We start from the raw sequence: 23,507 nt of genomic DNA, 5'->3' as shown, positions 1-23,507 counted from the left end.
GCCGAGTCCCGCCCACCGGCCACGATGGGCGGCATGACACAAGAACCCGATGACATCCAGGTCACGCAGGTGGACGAGGTGGAAGGGGTCGAGGTGGTCCCCGGGATCGTCCGGCGCCGGCTGCCGGCCACCGCCTGGGCCCGCGGCTGGATGTACGACTTCGCGCCCGGCACCGAATGGCCGGAGGTGGACGTACACGATGGAGAGGAGCGTTATTACGTCGTGTCGGGAGAGTTTCTCGACCGGGGGCGGCGGCTCGGGCCGGGCAGTTATGTGGTGTTCGCGCCGGGCAGCGCGCACCGGCCCCGTACCGAGACCGGGGCGCGCATGCTGGGCATCAGCATCCTGCCCAGGTAGGGGGCCGTCACGCTGTGCGCCTCTGGGTCGGCCTTCACCTAGGTAGGGGGCCGGTCAGGCGCCGGTGAGTCTGTGCACCTCCGGGTCGACCTTCAGGCCCAGGTCGGGCTGCCCCAGCCAGTCCAGCGTGACGGAGGCCGCCTCGGCACGCTCCCGCAGCGTCAGCCGGATGCCGTACACCGACAGCAGGAAAGCCTGCAGGGAGTCGATGCCGAAGGACGCCCGCACGGCCTCGTCGCCCAGGCCGAGGATCTGGCCGGGACAGAACCAGTCCCCGCCCGGCAGAGGGTCCGGCAGCGGCTTGCCGATCCGCACCACCACCGGCGTGCGGGCGCCGTCCGCGGCGACGGCCTCCACCCGGCGCTCGGCGACGACCTCACCCAGCTCGTACGTCTTCGACATGCGTTCCCTTTCCCCGGCGGACTCCCCCACACGATAGCCAGCGATCATGCGTGGCCGAGTGCGCCCGCGTGCGCGGCGGCCAGCGCGATCCGGGCCGCCTTGTCGGCGAGGGCCTCGTCGACCGGGTCGCCGGTGATCAGCAGGTCGAGGTAGATCCGCGCGGCCAGCGTCTTGAGGAGTTCGGCGGGGTCGGTGCCGGCGGGCAGCTCGCCTCGGGCGACGGCGCGGGTCACCACCGGCTCGGCCCGCCGCAGCCGGTCATGGAAGACGTGCCGTCTGGCCTCGGCGATCTCGGGGAGGTGGGCGGCGCCGGTGAACATGGCGGCCAGGATGGCCTGCCCGGCCGGCGTGGTGAACGAGTGCGCGAGCGAGCGGGCGAGCGCGCGCAGGTCGGCCTCGACCGTCCCGGTGTCGGGGTCGGGGATGTCCATCGCCATGTGCTCGGACACGGCGTCCACGATCAGGCTTTCGCGGTCCTTCCAGCGCCGGTAGACGGTCGTCTTGTGGACGCCGGCGCGCTGGGCGACGGCGTCCACGCTGAACGCCGCGTAGCCCTTGTCCACCAGCTCGGCGAGCGTGGCGGCATGAACGGCGGCCCGGACTTTGGCGCCGCGCCCGACAACCGGACGATCAGACTTCATTGCAACTCCGAGTTGCGTTATGCGGGCATGATGGGCAGGATCAATCTATCGCGACTTGGAGTTGCGATAGATGGAGGTGCTCCATGAACAACTCTCCCATCCCCGATCAGACGGGACGGCTGGTCGTCGTGACCGGCGCCAACAGCGGCATCGGCTACGTCACCGCCCGCGAGCTGGCGCGCCACGGCGCCCATGTCGTGCTGGCCTGCCGCGACCCTGAACGCGGACAGGCCGCCCTCGACCGCCTGCGGGCCGAGGCGCCCGGCGCGCGTCTCGAACTGCGCCAGGTGAACCTGGCCAGCCTGGCCTCGATCCGCGCGTTCGCCGCCGGATGGGACCACGACCGGCTCGACCTGCTGGTCAACAACGCGGGCGTGGCCATGGTGCCGTTCGCCAGGACCGAGGACGGTTTCGAGTCCCAGTTCGGCGTCAACCACCTGGGCACCTTCGCGTTGACCGGGCTGCTGCTCCCCCACCTGCTGGCCGCGCCGGATCCCCGCGTGGTCACCGTCAGCAGCGAGGGCCAGCGCTTCGCCCTCTTCGACCTGGACAATCTCAACGCCGAACGCCGCTACCGCACCGCCTTCGCCTATGTGCAGTCCAAGCGGGCCAACCTCTACTTCGCCACCGAGCTGCAGCGCGCGGCCGACGCGGCCGGGGTGCGGCTGCGCAGCATGGCAGTCGCCCCCGGCCTCACCCGGACCAACGTCCTCACCGGCGGCGCCAACAGCGACCGCGGACGCCTGTACGCGGCGCTGACGCGGCTGGTCGTGCGGCTGGCGTTCCGGCCGACGGCGGAAGGTGCCAGGACCTCGCTGTACGCCGCGACCGCACCGGAGTTGCCCGGAGGCAGTTACATCGTGCCCGACGGGCCGCTGCAACTGCGTGGCGAGCCCGTACGCCGCACCGGGGAGCGCGCCATCCTGGACACCGACACGGCGCGCCGGCTGTGGCGGCTGTCCGAGCGGCTCACCGGCGTCACCTACCGGCTGCCCGCCGGACGGTTCGGCCTCGACCCGGCGCCGACGTCCTGACCGGGGAGAACCGACGCGAGCGGCCGACCCTCCACCCGCGACCTGGCCCAGGCGGGTACGAGGAGCGGCGGAGTTCCTGGGTACTAGGAGGTGGCCGGGTCCCTTGAAAACGCATCGTCGGCGGCCGGGGAGACCGGCCATGCTGTGGGGGTGGATTTCACCTCGAACGAGTCGCCCGCCGATGGGTGAGGCGCGCAGGGCGACGGCGGCGGACGCCGATGAGCTGGTCCGGCTGCGGGCGGTGCTGCTGGCCCACATGAGCGGGCGGGATCCGGCCGGCGACGACTGGCGGCGGGCCGCCGCTGAGATGTTCAGGGCCCGGCTGGACGAGCCGGACCCGACACTGGCCGCCTTCGTCGTGGACCGGCCCGACTGGCCTGACCGACCTGACCGACCTGACAGGCCCGATCGGCCGGGCGCGCTGGCGGCGTGTGCGGTCGGGGCCGTCGACCAGCGGCTCGGCGGGCCGGGCAACCCCGCCGGGACGACCGGGTACGTCTACAACGTCGCCACCGACCCGGACCAGAGGCGGCGCGGCTACTCGCGGCAGTGCGTGACGGCCCTGCTCGACTGGTACCGCGACCGGGGCATCGCGACGGTCTTCCTGCGGGCGTCGGCGGAGGGTGAGCCGCTGTACCGCTCGCTGGGCTTCGCCCGCACACCCGACCCCTCGATGCTGCTCCGGTTCCCCCGGGCCTGACCCGGACAGAGCCGGGCGCGGCGTCTCACCCGTCCAGCGCTCCCAGGCGCACGCTCTCCCCGATACCCGATCCGGCCGGATGGCCGGGTCGGGCCGCCGCTAGTCGCCGTGGACCGGGTTCTTGGCGACCCGCTTCTCCGACACGATCAGCCGCACCGTGCCGGCCTGCTCGGGCTCCGCGGCCCAGACTACCCAGTGGTCGCCGACCGTGGCCGACTGCTCGCGGGGGTTCATGGAGAAGCCGCCGCCCGGGCTGGGCTTGATGATCTGGAAGGACACCCGCAGCCCTCGCCTGCGGGCTTCGGCCACGACCTCGCCCACGGTCCGCTCGTCGGGGGTATACCCGTCGAGCATCTCGCCTTCGATGTCGGCCCGCTGGTGCGCCTGGTAGCGCTCTCCCGGCTTGGCCGGCCGCCCCAGGTAGGCGACGCCCTTGCCGTGGAAGCCGGCCGACACCGTGACCTTGAGCAGGCAGCCTTCGTGGCTGGGCGTGCACCCCTCGGGTTCGAGGCCGCCGCCGAGCCGGTCCTTGCTGGTCGTGCCGGCGAACCCCATCCGTACGATGTCGCCCACCCTGGTCGGTGAGGCCGGCAGCAACTCCAGCCCGATGTCGAGGCCGAGCGCCCGGAAGCCCTCGGCGTACAGGGCGTGGTCGGCGAACGGGTCCTTGATCGTGGCGATGTACTCCCCGTTCTCCAGCCGGATGTCGATGGCGGCGTTGGCGTAGGCGGTGGCGGGGCCGTCCTTTCCGGTCAGCAGGGCGGGGGCGAGCACGGCCACCGTGGCCACCACGGCGGTGCCGGCCAGCGCCATGCTCAGGCGGCTCGCGCCTGCCGGCATCCGGGGCAGGAAGCGGCGCCGGGCCTGCGGAGTGGCCATGATCTGCGCGCGCAGCTCCCACGCGCCCGGCCCCTGATCCGGTGCGCACGGTGCGCGGTCGATGGCCTTGACCAGGTCGTCGATGTCGTTCATGGCTGCCTCATCACGATCGTCGGGGACTGCTTTCCATCCAGTGCCGCTGCCAGCCGTCTGCGCGCCCGGTGCAGGCGGGTGCGGGCGGCGAGGGTCGTGCATCCCACGACCTTGGCGATCTGCTCCCCCGTGAGCTCTTCCCAGCAGGCCAGCGCCAGGACCTCCCGGTCGCGTTCGGGCAGTTCGTCGAAGGCGTCCCGTACGTACTCCAGATCGACGGGCTCGACCGGCCGGTCGGCGACCAGCTCGGCGCGCAGGCGGTCGGCGAGCACGCCCTTGCGTGAGGCGCCGCGCCGCTGGTTCGCCAGGACCCGGCGGGCCACACCATAGAGCCAGAGCAGTGCCCGCTCCCCCTCCGGGACCTCGCCGATGCGGCGCCAGGCGGTGAGGAACGCCTCGGAGATGACGTCCGCGGTGTCGTCGGGCGAGCTGGTACGGCGGGCGGCGTACTGATGTATCGCCGGGTAGTAGGCGTTATAGATCGCTTCGAAGCGATCTCGCTGTGTCACAAGATCTCCTAGGGGACAGGTGCCGGACATCAGGTCAATGTCCGGCACTCGCCGGTGTGTTGCAGATCGCCCTGAAGCATCGAGACCGCCTGACCCTACGTCCGGGAGTTGTTGACCCTAGAAGCTAAGGCTGTTAGCTTTGTGGCTATACACCTTAATAAGGGAGCGGGCATGACGGAGTTTCTGGAGATCGACGGTGAGCGGATCGGCTACGAGGTCACCGGTGCGGGCCCGCTGGTCGTGCTGGCCCACGGCATGGGCGACAGCAGGCGCGCCTACCGCTTCGTGATCCCCCGGCTGGTGGCGGCCGGATACCGGGTGGCGAGCATGGACCTGCGCGGCCACGGCGACTCCAGCACCGGCTGGTCCTCTTACACCCGCACCGACACGGCCGGCGACATCCTGGCGCTGATCCGCCTGCTGGGCGGCCCGGCCGTGATCGTGGGCCACTCGTTCGCGGGAGGCTCCGCCACCATCGCGGCGGCGCGGGAGCCCGAGCTGGTCAGCGCCCTCGTGGAGATCGCCCCGTTCACCCGGGCGCAGCAGCCCGAGCTCGGCGGCCTGCTGCGCAACTCCCGCTACCGCAAGGGCATGACGCGGCTCATGGGCACCGCCCTGTTCCGCAGCGTCGGGCTGTGGAAGAGCTACCTGTCCCACGCCTATCCGGGGACCAGGCCGGCCGACTTCGCCGACTACCTCGGCACGCTCGAAGGCGAGCTGCGCCGGCCCGGCCGGATCGCCGTCGTCACCAAGATGGGCATGGCCGCCCCCACCGACGCGGGCGCCCAGCTCGGCCACATCTCCTGCCCCGCCCTGGTCCTCGTGGGCACCCTGGACCCCGACTGGAACGACCCCAGGGCCGAGGCGGACGGCATCGTCGCGGGCATGCCGGCCGGGCTCGGCCGGGTCGTGATGATCGAGGGCGCCGGCCACTACCCGCACGCGCAGTTCCCCGACGAGGTCGTCACGGAGATGCTGTCGTTCATCAAGGAGCGGAGCCTTGGCTAGGGCGTTGAGGTCCCCGCGGCGGCCGCGGCCCCGGCGACCCCGCCCGTCCCTCGGCGACACGCTGACCTGATCTTGGTGCACAGTTTGTGGTGTCTTACCTGGCGAGCGCCTCGGCCTCGCACGCCGCCCCCTAACGTGATCGGGTGGACGGAGGGGCGTGGTGAGCTTGCGGCGCGACCTGTCCGTGCGGACCCGGATGACACTGCTGTCCTGTGTCGTCATGACGCTGCTGTGCACGGCGCTGTCCGGGGTCATCCTGGTGAGCGCCCACGAGCACGCCACCGATGACCGCAACGATCGCATTCTCCTCGCCGACGTGCACACGGTCCGCCAGATCCTGCGGGACCCGCTCCCCTCCGTGCTTCCCGACCACCGGATCGCGGTCCTCCAGGTGGTCGCCCCGGACGGCCGGATCGTGGCGGCGAACGCGCGGATGCTCGGCAGCCCCCGGGTGGCCTCCTTCACCCCGCGCGGGCAGAGCGTGCGAGCGGACCAGATCATCTGTGATCTGCCGAGATTTCCGCACCGGTGTCTCATGGTCGTGGCCGTGAAGATCGACCGGCCCGGGGGCGAGTGGCTGATCTACGGCGCCGATCCCGTCGTCGCGTGGTACGTCGATCTCTCGCTGCTGGCCGCCCTCCTGCTCGGATCCATGCTGCTGATCGGCGCCACGGCGATCGGCGCCTACCGCACGGTCAGCAGGACCCTCGACCCCGTGGACGCCATCAGTGCCGAGCTGGCCGAGATCGCCTCCACCGACCTCGGCCGCCGGGTGCCCGTACCCGAGCACCGGGACGAGATCTGGACGCTGGCCGACACCGCGAACCGGACCCTCGCCCGGCTGGAGGCGACGGTCGAGCAGCAGCGGCGGTTCGCCTCCGACGCCTCGCACGACCTGCGCAGTCCGCTCACCGCCATCCGCACCCAGGTGGAGGAGTCCCTGCTGCACCCGGACCAGGCGCACTGGCCCGCTACCGCGCGAGCGGTGCTGGCCGGCGTCGACCGGCTGGAGGCGATCGTCGGCGACCTGCTCACCCTCGCCCGGCTGGAGGCCGGGGCCGGGCGCGCCGACGACCGCCTGGATCTGAGCGAGCTGGCCGGGTCCGAGCTGGCGCGCCGCGCGCCGCTGACGGGCGTGGAGGCCGACCTCCGGCAGGGCGTGTTCGTCCGCGGGGACCGGCTGGAGCTCGCCCGGCTGCTCACCAACCTCGTGGACAACGCCGCCCGCCACGCCACCTCCACCGTGACGGTCTCGGTCCGGCGCGAGGGCGACACGGCGGTGCTCGAAGTGACCGACGACGGCCCCGGCATCCCGCCCGGCCAGCGGGAGATCGTGTTCCAGCGCTTCGCCCGGCTGGACGCGGCCCGCAGCAAGGACAAGGGCGGCACTGGGCTCGGCCTGGCGATAGCCCGGGAGAGCGCCCACCGCCACGGCGGCGAACTGAACGTCGAGGACTCGGCGAGCGGCGCGCGCCTCGTCCTCCGCATCCCACTGGCCTCCTGAGCGCCCTGCCCGTCACCGCTTCATGACGGGGATTCATGCTGTCCCGTCCGCAGACACCCTCATGATGCGGATTCGCGGTGTCGCGTCCGCAGACGCCCTCATGATGCGGACTCGTGGTGACCCGTCCGCGGACGGCCTCATGGCGCCGCGGTGCGGAGGTGGCGGTTCGTGGTGGCGAAGAGGGCGAGCAGGACGAGCCAGCCGCCGAGCGCGAGCGTGGTGGCCCGTGGGCCGAGGGCGGCGATCATGGCGCCGCCCAGCATGGTGCCGATCGACAGCGCGCCCATGGTGAGGGTCTGCACGGCGGCCGAGGTACGACCACGCAGCGACTCGGGGGTGACGGTGAGCCGGTGGGTGCTGATGGCCACCGCGCAGATCGGCGCGATCACCGATTCGGCGGCGGCGACCAGGCCGAGTGCCAGCGGACCGGGGGCCACGGCGTACAGGGGGAACAGCAGGGCCTCCACCCACAGCATGGTCACCGCGATCGCGCCCAGGGGGAAGCGGCGCGCGGCCCGCTCGGCCAGGAGCGATCCGGCCAGGGCGCCCACCGCCGCACCGCTGAAGATCAGGCCGATCTGCACCGAGGTGGCCCCGACCCCCTGGGCGAGGGTGACGATGACCAGGTATCCGGCGCCGTACCGGAGGTTGTCGCCGGTCTGGACGAGGGCGAACAGGCGGATCACCGGCTGCCGCCACAGCCAGCCGACGCCTTCCCGGATCTCGGCGGTGACGCGGCCGGCGGGCGCGGCGGCGGGCCGCTCGCCCTGGAACGGCACGCGCATCAGGCGGAGGGCGGCCGCGGAGGCGACGAACGAGACGGCGTTGACCACGAACGGCGCCGTCCGGCCGAGCTCGTGGACGAGGGCGGCGATCGAGGCGCCGCCCACCCGCAGTGTGTTGAGCGCCCCCTGGGTGACGCCGAGCGCGCGGGTGAGCCGGTCGGGTCCGACGATGCTCGGCAGGGCCGCGGTGCCGGCCGCTTCGAAGAGGGTGGTCAGGACGCCGGCCAGGGCGGCGACCGCGTACAGGTGGGGCAGGGTGAGCCGATCCAGCCACAGAGCGAGGGCGACGCCACCGGCGAGGGCGGCGCGGCCGAGCTCGCACCAGATCATGGTGCGCCGGCGGTCCCAGCGGTCCGCGAGCGCACCCGCGACCAGGCCGAACAGGAGGTAGGAGGCGGTGTTGAGGCCGAGGACGAAGCCGCTCTGCCCGGACGAGCCGGTCATCGCCAGCACGAGCAGCAGGAAGGCGAAGTCCTGGATGTGGTCGCCGGCGGAGGAGATGACGCGGCCGGAGAGAAGCAGGGTGAAGTTTCTGTCCCGTCGAAGGGGAATCATGCGATGACGCTCCGTTACCGAATGCGGACACAAGGATGGTGATGCCTCGTGCCGGGCGCTATTCGATCGGAGCGGTGCGCATGGGGCGGAGGTTAGCAGCGCGGAGGCGCGGGCCGCGACTGGTTTCCGGGCTCCGGATGATCTACCTGCCGCTGTGGGATCCGGGGAAGTTCAGGACGGCTGATCACGGTCACCGGCCCGGATCGAGGGGAAGCCTCACAAGACATACCCCGATGAAGGGAAATGCCGGATATGACCATCACCAGGGAAGAGACGAAGGTCCACGGCCCGGAACTGGCCGAGAAGGTGAAGAAACTCATTCATGAGGGGAACGTGCGCCGGATCATCGTCAAGGACTCCCACGGGCACACCGTGCTGGAGGTGCCGGTCACCGTCGGCGTGGGCGCGTTCATCCTCGCGCCGGTCATCACCGCCGTCAGCGCCCTGGCGGCGCTGGCGGCGGAGTGGAACATCCAGATCGACAGGACCGGCGACGGTGCGACCGGGCCGGAGAACGAGATTATCGGCGGCTCCGGATCACGGCCAGGGGGCACGGCGAGCGATGCAGCAGGCCCTGGCTGACCGAGCCGAGCACCAGCCCGGCGAACGTGCCCCGCCCGCGTGACCCGACCACCAGCAGGTCGGCGCCCGTCGCGGCCTCACGCAGCGCTTCCACGGGGTGGCCCTGCACGATCTCCTCCACCACGTTCACGCCAGGGTGGCGTTCGCGCTGCCCGGCGAGGGCCTCCTGCACCATCAGCCGCTCGGCGCCCTCGTCGGTCGGCTCCGGCCCCGGCCAGGTCCAGGCGTAGACCACCCGCAGCCGGGTGCCGCGCAGCTCGGCCTCGGCGAAGGCGAAGTCCAGCACACCCTGCGAGGCCTGCGACCCGTCGATGCCCGCCACGATCTCACCCCGCGGCAGCGACGGCAGCTCACTCACCAGCACCACGTCGCAGGCGGCCCGCCCGGCCACACCGTGGGCGACGGAGCCGACCAGCATGCCGCGCACGCCGCCCAGCCCGTGGCTGCCGATGACCAGCAGCTCGGCCTCCTCGCTCACGGCGATCAGGGCGGCGCGCGGGTCGCCGGGCAGCAGGGCCGTCTCCACGGTGAGCTGCGCCTGCTCGGCGCGGGCGCGGTCCTCGGCCGCCGCCAGCACGGACTGGCCGCCCTGCCGCATCCATTTGGCCACCTCGGCGTAGCGACCGGTGTCGGTGCCGGCCGCCCACTCGGTGATGGCATGCGTGATCTTCAACGGCAGCTTGCGCAGCACCGCCTCCTTGGCCGCCCAGGCCACGGCCTCCAGCCCTGCGTGCGATCCGTCGACGCCCACTACGATCATGTGCCTGCCCCTCTTTCTTCAGCTGTTCCCGAGCCTATGCCCCGGAGATCCACGATCTGGCGGAGCCCTACGACCTCGGCCGAAAGGACTTTGGTCTCTTCCCTGCGGCGAAACCAGTGACTACGGTCGTGAGCATGATTCGGGTGTTCCTTGTCGACGATCATGAGGTGGTCCGGCGTGGCGTCGCCGCCCTCCTTGACTCAGAGGACGACATAGAGGTCATCGGCGAGGCGGGCACGGCGGAGTCCGCGATCGCCCGCATCCCCGCGCTCAAGCCGGATGTGGCCGTGCTCGACGTGCGACTGCCCGACGGCAACGGGGTGGACGTGTGCCGTGAGGTGCGCTCCAAGGTGCCAGGGCTGGCCTGCCTGATGCTGACCTCCTACACCGACGACGAGGCGCTGTTCAACGCGGTGATGGCCGGCGCGGCCGGCTACGTGCTCAAGCAGATCCACGGCTCGGACCTGGTCGGCGCGGTCCGCACGGTGGCCTCCGGGCAGTCGCTGCTCGACCCGCAGACCACCGCCTCGATGCTGCAGCGGCTGCGGGACCGGGCGGCCAAGCAGGACCCGCTGGCCGCGCTGTCGGATCAGGAGCGCACCATCCTCGACCTGATCGGCGAAGGGCTGACGAACCGGCAGATCGGCGAGCGGATGTTCCTGGCCGAGAAGACGGTCAAGAACTATGTGTCCAACCTGCTGTCCAAGCTGAACATGCAGCGCCGTACCCAGGCCGCGGCCCTGTCGGCTCGGCTGCGCGCCGACCGGCGCGACTGAGCTCACCTGCGCGCCACCGGCACGACTGAGCTCACAGCGGGACGGCCCAGCTGAGCACCGTGCCTCCCGTCTCGGGAGAGGTGACGGCGAAGGAGCCGCCCAGCCCGGTCGCCCGCTCCTCCAGGTTGCGCAGCCCGCTGCGCCTGCCCTCGCGCGGCAGCCCCACACCGTCGTCCTGTACGGTCAGCGCGAGCTCGTCGCCCGACACCTCCACCGCCACGCTCGCCTTGGCGGCCTTGGCGTGGCGCACCACGTTGGACAGCGCCTCGCGCAGGACGGCGAGCAGCTGCTCGGCGATCTCGTCGGGCACCCGGTTGTCCAGCTGGCCCTCCATCCGCAGGCCGGGCATGAAGCCCAGGTGGCCGCGGGCGGACTCGACCAGCTCGACGATCTGTGCGCGCAGACCGGGCCCGGCCGGTCCCGCGGGGCTCTGCAGGGCGAAGATGGTCGAGCGGATCTGCCGGATGGTCTCGTCGAGCTCGTTGATGGCGTGCTGCAGCCGGTTGGACGCCTCCGGCCTGTCCACCAGCCGGACCGCGCTCATCAAGGTCATGGCGATGGCGAACAGACGCTGGATGACGACGTCGTGCAGGTCCTTGGCGATGCGGTCACGGTCTTCGAGCAGGCCGAGCCGTTCGGCGTCGCGGCGGATCTCGGCCAGCTCCAGCGCGATGGCCGCCTGACCGGCGAACGCCTCCAGCATGCGCAGGTCAGCGCCGCTGAAGGGCAGCCGGCCCGACCGCTTGGCCAGCGCCAGCACGCCGCGCACGCTGGTGCCGGAGCCGAGCGGGATGAGCAGCTCGGGACCGTAGCCGAGGTCGCGCAGCGGGCAGTCACCGTCGTGCAGTTCGTCCGCGGAGGCGGCCTGCCCGGTGGTGTAGACCCGCCCGGCCGCCGTCGCCTGCACATCGAAGGTGAGCTCGATCGTCTCCCCGCCGGCCTCCCCCTCGGCGAAGTCCACGCCCAGCACCCCGCCACTCTCCTCCGGCAGCAGCACCTGGACGAGGTCGGCGTCGGTCATCCGCTGGGCGCGGCGGGCCATCATGGTGAGCACCTGGTGCGGTGCGGCGCCGGACAGCAGGCTGGTGGTGATCTCACTGGAGGCCTGCAGCCACTGCTCGCGCCGGCGGGTCTCTTCGTAGAGGCGGGCGTTCTCGACGGCGACCCCGGCCGCGGTGGCCAGCGCGATGACGATGGCCTCGTCCTCCTCGTCGAACTCTCCCCCGCCGCGCTTCTCCGTCAGATAGAGGTTGCCGAAGACCTCCTCGCGCACCCTGATGGGCACGCCGAGGAAGGTGCCCATCGGCGGGTGTCCGGGCGGGAAGCCGTAGGACTCGGGGTGGTCGGAGATCCGGCCCATGCGCAGCGGGCGCGCGTCCTTGATCAGCAGCCCGAGCAGGCCGAGCCCGTGCGGCCAGTGCTCGATCTTGGCGATCTCCTCCTCGCTCAGCCCGACCGGGATGAACTGCACGAGCGTGCTCTCCTGCCCGACCACGCCCAGCGCGCCGTAACTGGCGTCCACGAGCTTGGTGGCGGTCTCCACGATGCGGCGCAGCACGGTCTCCAGGTCGAGGTCACTGCCCACCGAGACCACGGCTTCGAGCAGGGCGTGCACGCGATCCCGGGTGGCGAGCACGGTGTTCAGCCGGACCTGCAGCTCGGCCAGCAGGTCGTCCAGCCGCATGTGGGGGATCAGCGGGCTCTGCTCGCTCTCCGTCATACGGACCAGTCTCGCACCCGCACCAGCCGCCGCCCACCCCAGCTCGGGGTGGACGGGATCGCCTGCTCATCCCGTCAGGTCGGACAGGGGCCGCCGGACGGAGTTCGTGTCCTCGAAGGTGATGCCGAGCCGCATGATCATTTGCGGGAACTCGCCGGAGCACAGCTCCTGGCGCAGGAACTCGCGCAGGTGGCCCAGCTCCAGCACCTGGGTGTGGAAGGCGGCGCTGACGCCGTAGGCGCTGGCGTGCAGCAGGACGTGCTGCAGCGCCTCCCCGGCGGCGATCCAGTCCCGCCTGCTGTCGCCGGAGGTGGTGAGCAGCGCCACGACCCCGGTCGACGTCTGCGTGCTCTGGTCCCCCTCGCCGCCCCAGTCGTGACGCCAGGCGTAGTCGCGCTGCGCGAAGCGCGGGTCGGTGCGCACCGGCTCGCGCGGGTAGCCCTCGGCCGGCACCCCGTCCTGGCGCGAGCTGCCCGGCGGCCGGGCCCAGCGGATCACCTCCAGGCTGAACCGCCGGTCCGCGGACTGCACCCCCTGGGCGGCCCTGGTGAGCGAGGCGAGGACTTCCACCGCCTGCGGCGACCTGACCGGCGTGAGCTTGGCCCCCTCGCCGGCGGCGTCCTTGACCAGCGCGTCGATCAGCCGGTCCGGCACCGGAAGGCCGACGAATCCGGCCCGGTGGGTGCGCCGCCGCTCGATCTCGGCGCTGAGCAGCCGGGTGCGCTTGTCGGGCTCGATCGGCGCCCCCGCCCTGACGGTGGCCAGCAGCGCCGGTTTGTCGGGATCGGGCAGGATCCGCACCACCGGCTCGAATCCGGCCCGGCGCAGCGCCGTGCGCATCGTGAACAGCGCTGCGCCGCAGCTGATCAGCAGTTCCCTGCCGCCCTCGTCGCTCACCCGCAGCTTCCTGTCCGTGTCCGCGCGCAGGCTGATCTCCTCGGGCGACACGGCGAAGCTCCACGGCTGGGTGTTGTGCACCGAAGGAGCCCAGCGGGCGGCCTCCACGGCCGCGTCCAGGGCGTGCGTCGTCGTAGCGGTCATCTCCCCCACCTCCAACGAGACGATGTGTCTCCAGTTCACCACGTCGAGTGAGGCGTACGCGAGTGCCGAAGGTCCCGCGCGGGCCAGGCCATAGGCCCCGAAAGCGCAGGTCAGGCCGCGATCGGGGGTGCCGAAGCCGATGCCCCCGTCAGGGACGGGGGCATCGGCTCGGCGGGGGTTCGGGTATCACATCAGGGGCGGGACGATCATCAGGTCCTGCTGGTCGTAGGTGATCCGGGAGACGACGTCCACCACGCCCTCCACGCCGCGGATCGTCTCCACCAGGGCGATAACCCGCGAGTGCCAGGTGACGCGCCCGCCGATGGTGACCACGCCCCCGTCGATCTCGACGGTGAACGCGTCGGGGTCCGGGAGCAGCGCGCGGATCTCCGCCTCCAGCTCGGCGGCCGGCCGGGTGAAGACCCGCAGCACGTCGCGCTGGTGCACGGTGCCGACGATGCGCCCGGTCACCGGGTCGATGACGGGCAACTGCTTGATGTGCTTGTCGTGCATCAGGCGTGCGGCCTCCCGGACCGGCGTCCCGGGGGTCACCGTGATCGCCGGTGTGGTCATGAGTTGCACCGCGGTGACCCCCGCGGCCTTCTCGCGCTCCTGCCGCGACCTGCGCGACTCGAAGATCGAGACGCTGTGCCGTACCTGATCCGTCTCCTTGAGCAGCAGATCGTCCTCGGAGACGACGCCGACCGGCCGGCGGTCGGCGTCGATCACGGTGACCGAGCCGACGGCGTAACGCTTCATCGCGCCGATGATGTCGCCGAAGGACGCCTCCTTCAGCACGGCTATGGCCACGCGCCCCATCACGTCCTTGACCTGGATCGCCATGATCTCCACCTCTCTCTCGTCTCCCAGCCTGCGCCGCGGTGATCGGCGGTGGCAGCGGCTAAGGTCCCGCCCGGTCCGGTCTTTGGTCCTCACGCCCGGGGACGGACGACCGCCACCGGGCACCTGGCGTGGTGCAGCACGGCGCGGCTGACCGAGCCGAGCAGCACCGAGGCCACGGCGCCGTGCCCGTGCGAGCCCACGACCAGCAGGTCCGCGCCCGCGGACGCCTCGGCGAGCGCCTCGGCCGGCGACGCGGGCCGTACGTCCTGGACGACCTTCACTTCCGGGTACGTGGCCTGGAACGCCGCCACCCGCTCGGCCACCGCCTGGTTCCGTGCCGTGCCGACCTCGTCCGGGTCGTAGGTGACCTCGGGCACGAAGGCGTGCACCGGCGCCTGCCAGGCGTGCAGGGCGCGCAGCGTGGCGCCGCGCGCCTTGGCCTGCTCGAAGGCGTAGGCCAGCGCGGGCTCGCACTCGGGCGTGTCGTCGACGCCGACGACGACCTCCCCGCGCCGGGGCCGCCGCTCACCGTGCACGACCACCACGGGACAGCGGACATGCCCGGCCACGTGCGTGCTGACCGAGCCGAGCAGCGCCCCGGCGAGCCCGCCGCGACCACGGCTGCCGATGACGAGCTCAGTGGCCCGCTCTTCCTCCTGGCGCAGCACGCTCACCGCCGAGCCCTCGACGAGGTCCGCGGTCACCTCGACGTCGGGCCGGCGCTCCCGCACCAGAGCCACCGCCTCGGCCAGGGCCTGCCGGCCCACCCGCCGCGGCCCGTCCTGCGACGCCTCCGCCGGGTTCTTCGAGATCTGGAACGGGCCCCGGTCCACGGCGTACACGATCCGCAGCGGCAGGTGCAGCCTGAACGCGTCATTGGCGGCCCACTCCACCGCCGCCCGCGAGGCAAGGGAGCCGTCGACACCCACGATGATCATGATGTCCTCCTTCTGTCGACTTCCATCGCATCGCGGCCCGCCGCCGTCGGGCAGGGCCAGAGGTCCCGTCAAGCCTGGTCCAACGGCCATGGATGGCGCCGGATCGCACGGGTAGCGTCCTTTGCATGGCCGCCATCGATCTGTCCAGCCAGCGCGCCGTGGTGTTCGACACCGACGGCGTGGTCACCGACACGGCGCGGGTGCACGCGGCCGCCTGGAAGCACGTGTTCGACAGCTTCCTGCGCGGCCGTTCCGCGCCGTTCGACATCCGGGCCGACTACCTGCGCTACGTGGACGGGCGGCCACGCCTGGACGGCGTGCGCACGTTCCTGGCCTCCCGGGGCATCTCCCTGCCGGAGGGCGGGCCGGACGACGAGCCGGACGCGCCGACCGTGCACGGCCTCGGCAGGGCCAAGGACGCGCTGTTCGTCCAGCAGATCGCCGAGCACGGGGTGGCCGCCTTCCCCTCGACGGTCGCGCTGCTGCACGAACTGCGCCGCCGGGGCTGCCGCACCGCCGTGGTGTCGGCGAGCCGCCACTGCCACGCCGTCATCTCCTCCTCGGGGCTGATCCACCTGTTCGACGCACTGGTCGACGGGAACGACGCGGCCCGGCTCGGCCTGCCGGGCAAGCCCGACCCGGCGCTGTTCGCGGAGGCCGCCCGCCGGCTGGGGCTGCCCGCCGACGAGGTGACGATCGTGGAGGACGCGCTGCCCGGCGTGGAGGCCGGCCGCCGGGGCGGATTCGGGTTCGTCGTGGGCGTGGACCGGTCCAGGACGCAGGCGTCGGCGATGCGCGCCGCCGGGGCCGACGCCGTCGTCAGCGACCTGGCAGAGCTGTCCGTCACCGGCCGGGTGCCCGTGGGACCGCGATGAACGCCTGGACGCTGTCCTACGACGGCTTCGATCCCGGCGCCGAACGGCTGCGGGAGGCGCTGTGCACGCTCGGCAACGGCCGGTTCGCCACCCGGGGAGCCACCCCTGACGGGCTGACCCGCACCCCCGGCACCTACGCCGCCGGCTGCTACGACCGGCTGACCTCGCCGATCGCCGGCCGTACAGTGATCAACGAGGACCTCGTCAACCTGCCCGACTGGCTGCCGCTGACCTTCGCCACACCCGGCTGCGACTACTTCCGTCCTGAGCGGCCCGGCCTGCTGGACTACCACCAGGAGCTCGACCTGCGCCACGGGGTGCTGCTGCGCACGCTGCGCCGGCGGGACGAGGCGGGCCGCGTCACCCGGGTCCGCCAGCGGCGGCTGGTGTCCATGGCCGACCCCCTGCTGGCGGCGCTGGAGACCACCTTCACCGCCGAGAACTGGTCGGGCCCGCTGCGGGTGCGCGCCGCCCTGCACGGCGACGTCGCCAACCGGGGCGTGGCCCGCTACCGCGACCTGCGCGGCGACCACCTGACCGGGCACGCCACCGGCTCCCGCGACGACCTCACCTGGCTCACCGCAGTGACCCGCTCCTCGCGGATCACCGTCGCGCTGGCGGCCCGCCTGGACGCGCCGGCGCGGCCGGAGGTGACCGCCGAACGGACCGCCGTCACCTCCGACCTGGTGCTCGATCTCGTCCAGGAGGAGCCCGCGACGGTGACGAAGGTGGTGGCGCTGGTCACCTCGCGCGACCACGCCATCCACGACCCGCGCTCCGCCGCCCTGCGTCAGGCGCGGCGGGCGCCCCGCTTCGAGGAGCTGCTGGCCAGGCACGCCGCCGCGTGGGACGGACTGTGGCGGCGGGCCCGGATGGACTTCACCGACCCGGAGCTCGCCCGGATCGTCCACCTGCACATCTTCCACCTGCTGCAGACGCTGTCGCCGCACACCGCCGACCTCGACGTCGGGGTGCCCGCCCGGGGACTGCACGGCGAGGCGTACCGGGGGCACGTGTTCTGGGACGAGCTGTTCGTGCTGCCGTGGCTGAACCTGCGCTTCCCCGAGATCTCCCTCGGCCCGCTGCGCTATCGGTGGCGGCGGCTGCCGGAGGCCAGGGCGGCCGCGCGCGCCGAGGGGTTCGACGGCGCGATGTTCCCCTGGCAGAGCGGCAGCGACGGCCGCGAGGAGACGCAGACCCTGCACCTCAACCCGGCTTCGGGCCGCTGGCTGCCGGACACCTCCCACCTGCAGCGGCACGTCGGCCTGGCCATCGCCTACAACGTGTGGCATTACCGCCTGGCCACCGGCTCCTCGCCGCCGTGGTGCGTGGAGCTGCTGATCGACATCGCGCGGTTCTTCGCCTCGCTCGCCGTCCTCGACGAGCCTTCGGGACGGTACGAGATCCGCGGCGTCATGGGCCCCGACGAGTATCACACCGGCCGTCCCGGCGCCCCCTCCCCCGGCCTGGACAACAACGCCTACACCAACGTCATGACCGTGTGGCTGCTGATGCGCGCCCTGGAGCTGCGCCACCTGCCGATCGGCGTGTCCGAGCGGGAGGCCGAGCGCTGGGACGACATCACCCGGCGGATGCGGGTCGACTTCCACGACGGCGTGATCAGCCAGTTCAGCGGCTACGCGGACCTGGCCGAGCTGGACTGGGCGCGGTACGAGGGGGTACGCAGGCTGGACAGGGCTCTGGAGGCCGAGGGCGACGACGTCAACCGCTACAAGGCCGCCAAGCAGGCCGACACGCTGATGCTGTGCTACCTGCTGACCAGCGGGGAGCTGCTCGCGATCCTCGAGCGGCTCGGCTGTCCGGCCGGGCCGGACCTGATCCCGCGCACGATCCGCTACTACCTGGACCGGACCAGCCACGGCTCCACGCTCAGCGCCGTCGTGCACTCCCAGGTGCTGGCCGCTGCCGAGCACGAGGAGTTCGGCGAGTTGCTCGGCGAGGCGCTGATGAGCGACATCAAGGACGTGCAGGGCGGCACGACGGAGGAGGGCATTCACCTCGGCGCCATGGCCGGCACGCTCGACCTGCTCCAACGCCGATACCTGGGCCTGGAGGCGCGTGGTGACGGTCTCTGGGCGGAGCCGATGCTGCCGGACCGCTGCGGGGGCGTGGCGCTGAACCTTCAGGTGCGCGGGGTACCGTACAAGATCGACGCGCGCGACGGCGAGATGCGCGTGAACGGCGAGACACTGATCCGTGGCGCAAGCCGCATCGTCACCTTTGAACGAGGGGGAATGAACATGACCGGCACCGGCGATCTCGGACGCCGCATCGCGCATCACCGCGAGCGCCTCGGACTCACCCGCGAGCAGGTCGCCGAGCGGGCGGCCGTCTCTCCCGGGTACGTCGAATACCTGGAGGAGAGCACCGGCAGCCCGAGCACCGACGCCGTCGCCCGCCTGGCCGGCGCGCTGGAGACCACCGTCGACGAGCTGCTCGGCGGCGCCGTGGACCGTCCTCCGGGGCGCGGCCCCGCGGCGGCGGCGCCGGAGCTGGAGGAGCTCGACGAGAAGGAGTGCCTGCGGCTGATCGCGCCGGGCGGCATCGGGCGGGTGGCGTTCAACGGCTCGCACGGCCCCACGGTGCTGCCCGTCAACTACCAGGTGCACGAGGGCGCCATCCTGTTCCGCACGGCCGCGGGCGGCCCGATGGACCAGGACCTGCGCACCGGCATGCAGGGGGTGGAGATCAAGATCGGCTTCGAGGTGGACCAGATCGACGAGGCGCACCGTGAGGGCTGGAGCGTCCTGGTCCAGGGGCCGGCGCACCACGTGCCGGAGGAGGAGACGGCCGAGCTGATCGGCGCGGACGTGAGCCCGTGGGCGGGCGGCGACCGCCGGCTCTACGTCCGCATCATCCCGTCGCAGATCACCGGCCGCCGCATCCACGGCCTGTGACCCGTACGATCTGAAGCCGCCGACCGGCAACGGGCGGCGGCTTCGCGCCGACCTTGGGCGCGGTGACTTCGGCGCTGGTCTCGGTGGCTGCGTGGGGCCGGGCGGCGGTCAGGCGGGGTGGGGTGGTGAGGGCGGGTCGCCGCGCAGGGGGACGACGGCGACCGGGCAGTGCGCGCGGTGCAGGACCGCGTGGCTCACCGAGCCGAGCACGGCGGCGGCGAGCCCGCCGAGGCCGCGCGAGCCGAGCACGAGCAGGTCGGCGTCGCGGGAGGCGTCCGCCAGCGCCGGCGCGGGATGCCCGAGCACGACGGACCCGGCCACCTCGACCTCCGGGTACCGCTCCCGCCAGGGCAGCAGCCGTTCCTCCAGGTCGAGGTCCTCGGGCGGCAGCGGCCCGTAGCCGGCCGGATGGGGCGCGGTCCGCGGGTACGGCCTGCCGTAGACGGCGTGCAGCCGCGCGCCCCGCGCGCCCGCCTGCTCCAGCGCGTACGCGACGGCCGCGTCGGTGTCGCTGGAGCCGTCGAAGCCGACGACGACCTCGCCGTGGTTCACGTGCACCGGCCCGCGGACGATGACGAGCGGGCAGCGCGTGTGCCCGGCCAGGCCGAGCCCGGCGGAGCCCAGCACCAGCCCGGCGAACCCGCCCAGCCCTCTGCTGCCGATCACCACCGTGTCGGCGGTCTCGGACTCGGTCAGCAGCCGCTCGACCACCGCGCCGGTGACCATGGCGGTGGTCGTCCCCAGGCCGGGTGCGCGGGCGCGGGCCCGGTCCGCCGCGGCTTCGAGCAGCCGCTGGCACTGCTCGGTGTGGGATTCGTGCACGCCGCTGTGCGGGTGCTCGGCGACCCACGGCTGACGCACGACCACCACGCGCAGGGCGAGCCGGCGCCGGGCGGCGTCGTCCACGGCCCAGTCGAGCGCCCCGGCCGCGGCCTTCGAACCGTCCACTCCCACGACCACGAACCTGCTCATCAAAGTCACCCCCGACACCCGACGACGTCCCCGTTCAACGGCGATCCATGCCGCGATGGACGGCGCGTACGAGATCGCACAGGAACGGCGTGAGGAGCCGAGCGCCTGATCGCCGACAGGCGCCGGACGATCACCGCTACCGGGACCCGTCGCTGACGGGGGAGGGTCCGGTTGACGCTTGCCGCAAAGCCCGAGAGCCGGGTCACCAGGCGCGTGTCGCGGAGAGTCCGGTCAGCGGGACCGGGCGGAGCCGACCGGCATGCGCTGACGGGCTGCGTGTGTCAGGGCGTCCACCACGACGACCGGGCAGGGCTGCCGGCGCAGGCAGGACAGCAGCACCGCCCCCAGCCTGCCGTCCCCGGCCCGCTGCGCTGCGCTGCCGAGTACGAGCAGGTCGGCGCCGTGTGCCGCGTGGGGCAGCGCCGTCTCCGGCCTGCCGCGCACCAGCCGGGACTCCACCTGAAGGTCCGGCCCCGCCTCCCGGGCCAGCCCGGTCACCCGTTCCAGGACGGCCGTCGCGGATGACAGCTCGGAGGCCAGGTCGTCGCGCGGCGAGTAGCGGGCGTACGGGGCCCTGGTCTCGGTACGGGTGCCCCACGCGTGCACGATGAGCAGCCGGCCCTGGTCGCGAACGGCCTCGTCCACGGCCCACAACAGCGCGGCGTCGGAGTCGGGGGTGCCGTCGGCGCCGACGACGATCTGGCGAAGTTCCATGCCCTCATCCTCCGGCGGCGAGGCCGGACGGTGCCAGGGCCGTTCCGCCCCAAGCTCTGGGACCTTCGTCAGCATTCCGGGCGCGGCTCGTCAGTGCTGTAGGCAGGGTGAGCCGGGCGATGGCGGACGTGTGATCTCAGGAGTTGCGGGCCCGTGATCGTCGCCGCGGCGGGGCCGTACCACCGCGACCGGGCAGGTCACGTGGTGCGGGACACCGTGCCCGGCGGAGCCGACCACCATCCCGGTCGAATCCCTGCCGGTGCCGTACCTCCTAGTGTGTCCGGATGACGAGCCATCAGGAGCGACTCGCTCTTCCCCTTGACCTCGACCGGGACATGGTCGCCGAGCTGGGCCGATACGCGGTGGACTTTCTGGCCGAGCGGATCGGCGAGCTGGAGTCGGCCCCGGCCAGCGACTACCGGCAGGCCGGGCACCTGGCGGAGTCACTGCTGGGGCGGCCGCCGGGTGCGGAGCCAGGGGACTTCCATGAGCTGCTGGAGACCTTCCGCCAGGCGGCCGGCCAGGGGGTGAACACGGCGGGTCCGGGCTACCTCGCCTACTTCCCGGCGGGCGGCCTGGTCTCCTCGGTGCTGGCCGAGATGCTGGCCCAGGCGGCCAACCGGTTCACCGGGGTCGCGCAGACGGCCCCCGCGCTGGTCGCCATGGAGCAGAGCGTGCTGACCTGGCTGTGCGACATGTTCGGCCTGCCGGCCGGTGCGGGCGGGGTGGTGACGACGGGCGCCTCGCTGGCGACGCTGTCGGCGGTGGTCGCGGCCCGGCACGACCGGCTGGGCGACGACGCCCGCGACGGCACCCTGTACGTGACCGAGCACACCCATCTCAGTGTCGCCAAGGCCGCCAGGATCGCGGGCCTGCCGGCCGACCGGGTGCGCCTCGTACCGGCCACCGCCGAGCTCCGGATGGACGTCGGCGCCGCCGCCGAGCTGATCGCGGCCGACCGGGCGGCCGGGCTGCGGCCCTTCCTGCTGGCGGGCACCGCCGGGACCACCAGCACGGGCACCGTCGATCCCCTGCCCGAGCTCGCCCGGCTGGCGCGCGCCGAGGGGCTCTGGTTCCACGTCGACGCCGCTTACGGGGGCGGCTTCCGGCTCACCGGGCGCGGCCGGGCCAGGCTCGCCGGCATCGAGGAGGCCGACTCGGTCGCGTTCGACCCGCACAAAAGCCTCTTCATGCCGTACGGGACCGGTGTGTTGCTGGTGCGCGACCCTGCCGTACTGCACGCCGCGCATGCCGCGGACGGGCAGTATCTGCAGGACCTCGACCGGCTGGGCGACCTGCCGGACTTCGGGAATCTGGGCGTGGAGCTGACCAGGGAGTTCCGCGGTCTGCGGCTGTGGCTGCCGCTGCACCTGCACGGCGTGCGCGCTTTCGCCGAGGCGCTGGAGGAGAAGCTGGACCTCGCCGCGTTCGTGCACCGCGAGCTGAGCCTGGACCCGCGCGTCGAGCTGCCGTGGGAGCCGGATCTGTCCGTCGTGGTGTTCCGGCTGCGCGGTGCCGACGAGGCCAACCGCGACCTGCTGGCCAGGATCAACGCCACCCAGCGGATCTACCTGTCCAGCACCGCCATCGACGGCCGGTTCTATCTGCGCCTGTGCGTTCTGAGCGTCCGTACCCGTGCCGAGCATGTCCATCAGGCGCTGCGCACCATTCAAGATTGTCTCAATAATGAGATATCGTCTCAGACGTGAGACAGGATTCTCTGGACGAACGGCTCGCCCACCGGCTGGCGGCGCTCCGGACGGAGCACGGCTGGTCGCTGGACGAGCTGGCCGTCAGGTCCGGCGTCAGCCGCTCGACGCTGTCGCGGCTGGAGCGCGCGGAGATCAGCCCGACGGCCGCCCTGCTGGGCAGGCTGTGCGCGGTTTACGAGCGGACGATGTCGCGGCTGCTGGCCGAGGTCGAGTCCGAGCCACCGGGGGTGGTGCGCGCCGCCGAGCAGGCGGTGTGGCGCGACCGGGCGTCGGGGTTCACCCGCAGGTCCGTCTCCCCGCCCCATGCGGGGCTGCGTGGCGAGGTCGTCGAGGGACTTCTGCTGCCGGACGCGGACATCTCGTACGACGCGCCGCCGGTGGCCGGGCTGGAGCAGCACCTCTGGGTGCTGGACGGGGCCGTCGAGATCACCATCGACGGGCAGGCGCACCGGCTGGAGACCGGCGACTGCCTGCGCTTCCGCCTCTGGGGCGGCTCACGCTTCCGCTGCCTCGGCACCACTCCGGCACGTTACGCGCTGCTGGTCGTCCTGCCCTGACCCGACAAGCCGCCGATCGCCCACTCCCGACCCGAGAACCCACTGACCAGCCGCCCCTGACCCGACAAGCCGCTGGTCGCCCGCCCCTGACCCGACAATCGGAGACACCCCCGTGCACACCATCGAACGCCTGCCCGCCGAAGACTTCACCGGCTGCGTCAAGGGCCTCGCCGAGGTTCTGGCCGATGCCGTCGACGACGGCGCCTCGGTGGGCTTCCTGACGCCGTTCGACCGGGAGGCCGCGGCCGTCTGGTGGCGGGAGCGGGCGCCGGCGGTAGCCGACGGCAGCCTCATCGTCTGGGTCTGCCGCGACGCCGGCGGGATCGTCGCCACCGTCAGCCTGGCTCTGCCGGGCAAGCCCAACTCCCGGCACCGCGCCGAGGTCTCCAAGCTGCTGGTGCACCGCGACGCCCGCGGCAGGGGACTGGCCCGTGCCCTGCTGGCCACCGCCGAGGCGGCGGCCGCCGAAGCCGGCGTCTCCCTGCTGGTCCTGGACACGCGGACCGGCAGTGCGGCCGAGCGGCTCTACCTCACCGGCGGCTGGACCCTCTTCGGTGTCGTCCCCGGCTACGCCGCCGACCCCGACGGCTCGCTGCAGGACTGCAGCTTCTTCTACAAGCCGATTACCTGAG

General features: G+C 72.6%; 24 protein-coding genes. 12 read left to right on the top strand and 12 right to left on the bottom strand.

Translation table 11 applies throughout. The annotated features are described in order from the left end of the window. Positions 1-33: 33 nt before the first annotated feature. Entirely contained in the window at positions 34-357 is a 324-nt protein-coding gene (locus OHA68_RS34960; RefSeq protein ID WP_189139031.1) for a cupin domain-containing protein, read from the top strand. 54 nt (positions 358-411) lie between these two features. Here the strand turns inward: OHA68_RS34960 and OHA68_RS34955 are convergent, their stop codons facing one another. Beyond that, a complete protein-coding gene (locus OHA68_RS34955; protein ID WP_189139032.1) occupies positions 412-759 on the bottom strand; it encodes a DUF6968 family protein in 348 nt (115 codons plus the stop codon). A gap of 44 nt (positions 760-803) precedes the next feature. Continuing rightward, on the bottom strand, positions 804-1,400 hold the full coding sequence (locus OHA68_RS34950) for a TetR/AcrR family transcriptional regulator (protein WP_327104051.1): 597 nt from the start codon (positions 1,398-1,400) through the stop codon (positions 804-806). Between the two features lie 83 nt (positions 1,401-1,483). Between OHA68_RS34950 and OHA68_RS34945 the strand changes: the two genes are divergently transcribed. Continuing rightward, the gene (locus OHA68_RS34945) at positions 1,484-2,434 is read left to right on the top strand and encodes an oxidoreductase (protein WP_327104050.1); all 951 of its coding nucleotides are present in this window, start codon (positions 1,484-1,486) and stop codon (positions 2,432-2,434) included. 181 nt (positions 2,435-2,615) lie between these two features. Beyond that, on the top strand, positions 2,616-3,134 hold the full coding sequence (locus OHA68_RS34940; protein WP_327104049.1) for a GNAT family N-acetyltransferase: 519 nt from the start codon (positions 2,616-2,618) through the stop codon (positions 3,132-3,134). 99 nt (positions 3,135-3,233) lie between these two features. Here OHA68_RS34940 and OHA68_RS34935 read toward each other — a convergent pair whose 3' ends face one another. Beyond that, positions 3,234-4,106: a hypothetical protein gene (locus tag OHA68_RS34935; protein WP_327104048.1), complete on the bottom strand. Its 873-nt coding sequence runs from the start codon at positions 4,104-4,106 to the stop codon at positions 3,234-3,236. Then, entirely contained in the window at positions 4,103-4,615 is a 513-nt protein-coding gene (locus OHA68_RS34930) for an RNA polymerase sigma factor (protein WP_327104047.1), read from the bottom strand. Before OHA68_RS34930 ends, OHA68_RS34935 begins: the two co-directional genes overlap by 4 nt. Positions 4,616-4,786: 171 nt before the next feature. Here OHA68_RS34930 and OHA68_RS34925 point away from each other — a divergent pair, with 171 nt between their 5' ends. Both OHA68_RS34925 and OHA68_RS34920 read left to right on the top strand, forming a co-directional pair. Continuing rightward, positions 4,787-5,623, top strand: a complete 837-nt coding sequence (locus OHA68_RS34925) for an alpha/beta fold hydrolase (RefSeq protein WP_327104046.1) — start codon at positions 4,787-4,789, stop codon at positions 5,621-5,623. A 160-nt stretch (positions 5,624-5,783) separates the two neighbouring features. Then, on the top strand, positions 5,784-7,127 hold the full coding sequence (locus OHA68_RS34920; RefSeq protein ID WP_327104045.1) for a sensor histidine kinase: 1,344 nt from the start codon (positions 5,784-5,786) through the stop codon (positions 7,125-7,127). 137 nt (positions 7,128-7,264) lie between these two features. Here OHA68_RS34920 and OHA68_RS34915 read toward each other — a convergent pair whose 3' ends face one another. Further along, positions 7,265-8,467: an MFS transporter gene (locus OHA68_RS34915; protein ID WP_327104044.1), complete on the bottom strand. Its 1,203-nt coding sequence runs from the start codon at positions 8,465-8,467 to the stop codon at positions 7,265-7,267. 252 nt (positions 8,468-8,719) lie between these two features. Here OHA68_RS34915 and OHA68_RS34910 point away from each other — a divergent pair, with 252 nt between their 5' ends. Next, positions 8,720-9,049, top strand: coding sequence for a DUF4342 domain-containing protein (locus OHA68_RS34910; RefSeq protein WP_327104043.1), 330 nt, complete (start codon positions 8,720-8,722; stop codon positions 9,047-9,049). Here the strand turns inward: OHA68_RS34910 and OHA68_RS34905 are convergent. Beyond that, positions 8,988-9,809 (bottom strand): universal stress protein, encoded by an 822-nt coding sequence (locus OHA68_RS34905; protein ID WP_327104042.1) that lies wholly within the window; start codon positions 9,807-9,809, stop codon positions 8,988-8,990. The two genes, OHA68_RS34910 and OHA68_RS34905, sit on opposite strands and share 62 nt — an antisense overlap. A 134-nt stretch (positions 9,810-9,943) precedes the next feature. Between OHA68_RS34905 and OHA68_RS34900 the strand changes: the two genes are divergently transcribed. Further along, positions 9,944-10,585, top strand: coding sequence for a response regulator transcription factor (locus tag OHA68_RS34900; protein WP_327104041.1), 642 nt, complete (start codon positions 9,944-9,946; stop codon positions 10,583-10,585). Between the two features lie 31 nt (positions 10,586-10,616). Here the strand turns inward: OHA68_RS34900 and OHA68_RS34895 are convergent, their stop codons facing one another. The 4 genes from OHA68_RS34895 to OHA68_RS34880 all read right to left on the bottom strand — a co-directional run bounded on the left by OHA68_RS34895 (position 10,617) and on the right by OHA68_RS34880 (position 15,127). Next, complete coding sequence (locus OHA68_RS34895; protein WP_327104040.1) at positions 10,617-12,305, bottom strand: sensor histidine kinase; 1,689 nt, start codon at positions 12,303-12,305, stop codon at positions 10,617-10,619. A gap of 66 nt (positions 12,306-12,371) precedes the next feature. Continuing rightward, positions 12,372-13,346 (bottom strand): Acg family FMN-binding oxidoreductase, encoded by a 975-nt coding sequence (locus OHA68_RS34890; RefSeq protein ID WP_327104039.1) that lies wholly within the window; start codon positions 13,344-13,346, stop codon positions 12,372-12,374. 186 nt (positions 13,347-13,532) lie between these two features. Beyond that, positions 13,533-14,189: a CBS domain-containing protein gene (locus OHA68_RS34885; protein ID WP_327104038.1), complete on the bottom strand. Its 657-nt coding sequence runs from the start codon at positions 14,187-14,189 to the stop codon at positions 13,533-13,535. Positions 14,190-14,278: 89 nt separating this feature from the next. Further along, positions 14,279-15,127, bottom strand: coding sequence for a universal stress protein (locus tag OHA68_RS34880; RefSeq protein ID WP_327104037.1), 849 nt, complete (start codon positions 15,125-15,127; stop codon positions 14,279-14,281). Between the two features lie 125 nt (positions 15,128-15,252). On the opposite strand from OHA68_RS34880, the gene OHA68_RS34875 reads away from it, so the two are divergent. Beyond that, a complete protein-coding gene (locus tag OHA68_RS34875) occupies positions 15,253-16,002 on the top strand; it encodes an HAD family hydrolase (RefSeq protein WP_327104036.1) in 750 nt (249 codons plus the stop codon). Next, a complete protein-coding gene (locus tag OHA68_RS34870; RefSeq protein WP_327104035.1) occupies positions 15,999-18,920 on the top strand; it encodes a pyridoxamine 5'-phosphate oxidase family protein in 2,922 nt (973 codons plus the stop codon). Before OHA68_RS34875 ends, OHA68_RS34870 begins: the two co-directional genes overlap by 4 nt. A 108-nt stretch (positions 18,921-19,028) precedes the next feature. Here OHA68_RS34870 and OHA68_RS34865 read toward each other — a convergent pair whose 3' ends face one another. Together OHA68_RS34865 and OHA68_RS34860 are read right to left on the bottom strand one after the other, a co-directional pair. After that, positions 19,029-19,892, bottom strand: a complete 864-nt coding sequence (locus tag OHA68_RS34865; RefSeq protein ID WP_327104034.1) for a universal stress protein — start codon at positions 19,890-19,892, stop codon at positions 19,029-19,031. Between the two features lie 231 nt (positions 19,893-20,123). Then, complete coding sequence (locus OHA68_RS34860) at positions 20,124-20,606, bottom strand: universal stress protein (protein WP_327104033.1); 483 nt, start codon at positions 20,604-20,606, stop codon at positions 20,124-20,126. 284 nt (positions 20,607-20,890) lie between these two features. Here OHA68_RS34860 and OHA68_RS34855 point away from each other — a divergent pair, with 284 nt between their 5' ends. The 3 genes from OHA68_RS34855 (at position 20,891) to OHA68_RS34845 (ending at position 23,506) form a co-directional block, all read left to right on the top strand. Further along, positions 20,891-22,315, top strand: coding sequence for a pyridoxal phosphate-dependent decarboxylase family protein (locus OHA68_RS34855; RefSeq protein ID WP_327104032.1), 1,425 nt, complete (start codon positions 20,891-20,893; stop codon positions 22,313-22,315). Next, positions 22,312-22,875: a helix-turn-helix domain-containing protein gene (locus tag OHA68_RS34850; RefSeq protein ID WP_189139052.1), complete on the top strand. Its 564-nt coding sequence runs from the start codon at positions 22,312-22,314 to the stop codon at positions 22,873-22,875. Before OHA68_RS34855 ends, OHA68_RS34850 begins: the two co-directional genes overlap by 4 nt. A gap of 112 nt (positions 22,876-22,987) precedes the next feature. Continuing rightward, positions 22,988-23,506, top strand: a complete 519-nt coding sequence (locus OHA68_RS34845) for a GNAT family N-acetyltransferase (protein ID WP_327104031.1) — start codon at positions 22,988-22,990, stop codon at positions 23,504-23,506. Position 23,507 lies beyond the last annotated feature (1 nt).

Origin of the sequence: Nonomuraea glycinis (assembly GCF_035920485.1) — a bacterium.
Lineage (GTDB): Bacteria > Actinomycetota > Actinomycetes > Streptosporangiales > Streptosporangiaceae > Nonomuraea > Nonomuraea glycinis.
Note: the sequence above shows the minus strand (reverse complement) of the source record. Positions and strands in the feature narration are given on the sequence as shown.

Bases quoted from the DNA above. Each gene is read 5' to 3' on its own strand.
- OHA68_RS34915 (WP_327104044.1), bottom strand. From the start codon at position 8,467: ATGATTCCCCTTCGACGGGACAGAAACTTCACCCTGCTTCTCTCCGGC.
- OHA68_RS34905 (WP_327104042.1), bottom strand. From the start codon at position 9,809: ATGATCGTAGTGGGCGTCGACGGATCGCACGCAGGGCTGGAGGCCGTG.
- OHA68_RS34860 (WP_327104033.1), bottom strand. From the start codon at position 20,606: ATGGAACTTCGCCAGATCGTCGTCGGCGCCGACGGCACCCCCGACTCC.
- OHA68_RS34865 (WP_327104034.1), bottom strand. From the start codon at position 19,892: ATGAGCAGGTTCGTGGTCGTGGGAGTGGACGGTTCGAAGGCCGCGGCC.
- OHA68_RS34940 (WP_327104049.1), top strand. From the start codon at position 2,616: ATGGGTGAGGCGCGCAGGGCGACGGCGGCGGACGCCGATGAGCTGGTC.
- OHA68_RS34895 (WP_327104040.1), bottom strand. From the start codon at position 12,305: ATGACGGAGAGCGAGCAGAGCCCGCTGATCCCCCACATGCGGCTGGAC.
- OHA68_RS34900 (WP_327104041.1), top strand. From the start codon at position 9,944: ATGATTCGGGTGTTCCTTGTCGACGATCATGAGGTGGTCCGGCGTGGC.
- OHA68_RS34870 (WP_327104035.1), top strand. From the start codon at position 15,999: ATGAACGCCTGGACGCTGTCCTACGACGGCTTCGATCCCGGCGCCGAA.
- OHA68_RS34955 (WP_189139032.1), bottom strand. From the start codon at position 759: ATGTCGAAGACGTACGAGCTGGGTGAGGTCGTCGCCGAGCGCCGGGTG.
- OHA68_RS34875 (WP_327104036.1), top strand. From the start codon at position 15,253: ATGGCCGCCATCGATCTGTCCAGCCAGCGCGCCGTGGTGTTCGACACC.
- OHA68_RS34855 (WP_327104032.1), top strand. From the start codon at position 20,891: ATGACGAGCCATCAGGAGCGACTCGCTCTTCCCCTTGACCTCGACCGG.
- OHA68_RS34885 (WP_327104038.1), bottom strand. From the start codon at position 14,189: ATGGCGATCCAGGTCAAGGACGTGATGGGGCGCGTGGCCATAGCCGTG.
- OHA68_RS34960 (WP_189139031.1), top strand. From the start codon at position 34: ATGACACAAGAACCCGATGACATCCAGGTCACGCAGGTGGACGAGGTG.
- OHA68_RS34890 (WP_327104039.1), bottom strand. From the start codon at position 13,346: ATGACCGCTACGACGACGCACGCCCTGGACGCGGCCGTGGAGGCCGCC.
- OHA68_RS34935 (WP_327104048.1), bottom strand. From the start codon at position 4,106: ATGAACGACATCGACGACCTGGTCAAGGCCATCGACCGCGCACCGTGC.
- OHA68_RS34880 (WP_327104037.1), bottom strand. From the start codon at position 15,127: ATGATCATCGTGGGTGTCGACGGCTCCCTTGCCTCGCGGGCGGCGGTG.
- OHA68_RS34945 (WP_327104050.1), top strand. From the start codon at position 1,484: ATGAACAACTCTCCCATCCCCGATCAGACGGGACGGCTGGTCGTCGTG.
- OHA68_RS34950 (WP_327104051.1), bottom strand. From the start codon at position 1,400: ATGAAGTCTGATCGTCCGGTTGTCGGGCGCGGCGCCAAAGTCCGGGCC.
- OHA68_RS34910 (WP_327104043.1), top strand. From the start codon at position 8,720: ATGACCATCACCAGGGAAGAGACGAAGGTCCACGGCCCGGAACTGGCC.
- OHA68_RS34925 (WP_327104046.1), top strand. From the start codon at position 4,787: ATGACGGAGTTTCTGGAGATCGACGGTGAGCGGATCGGCTACGAGGTC.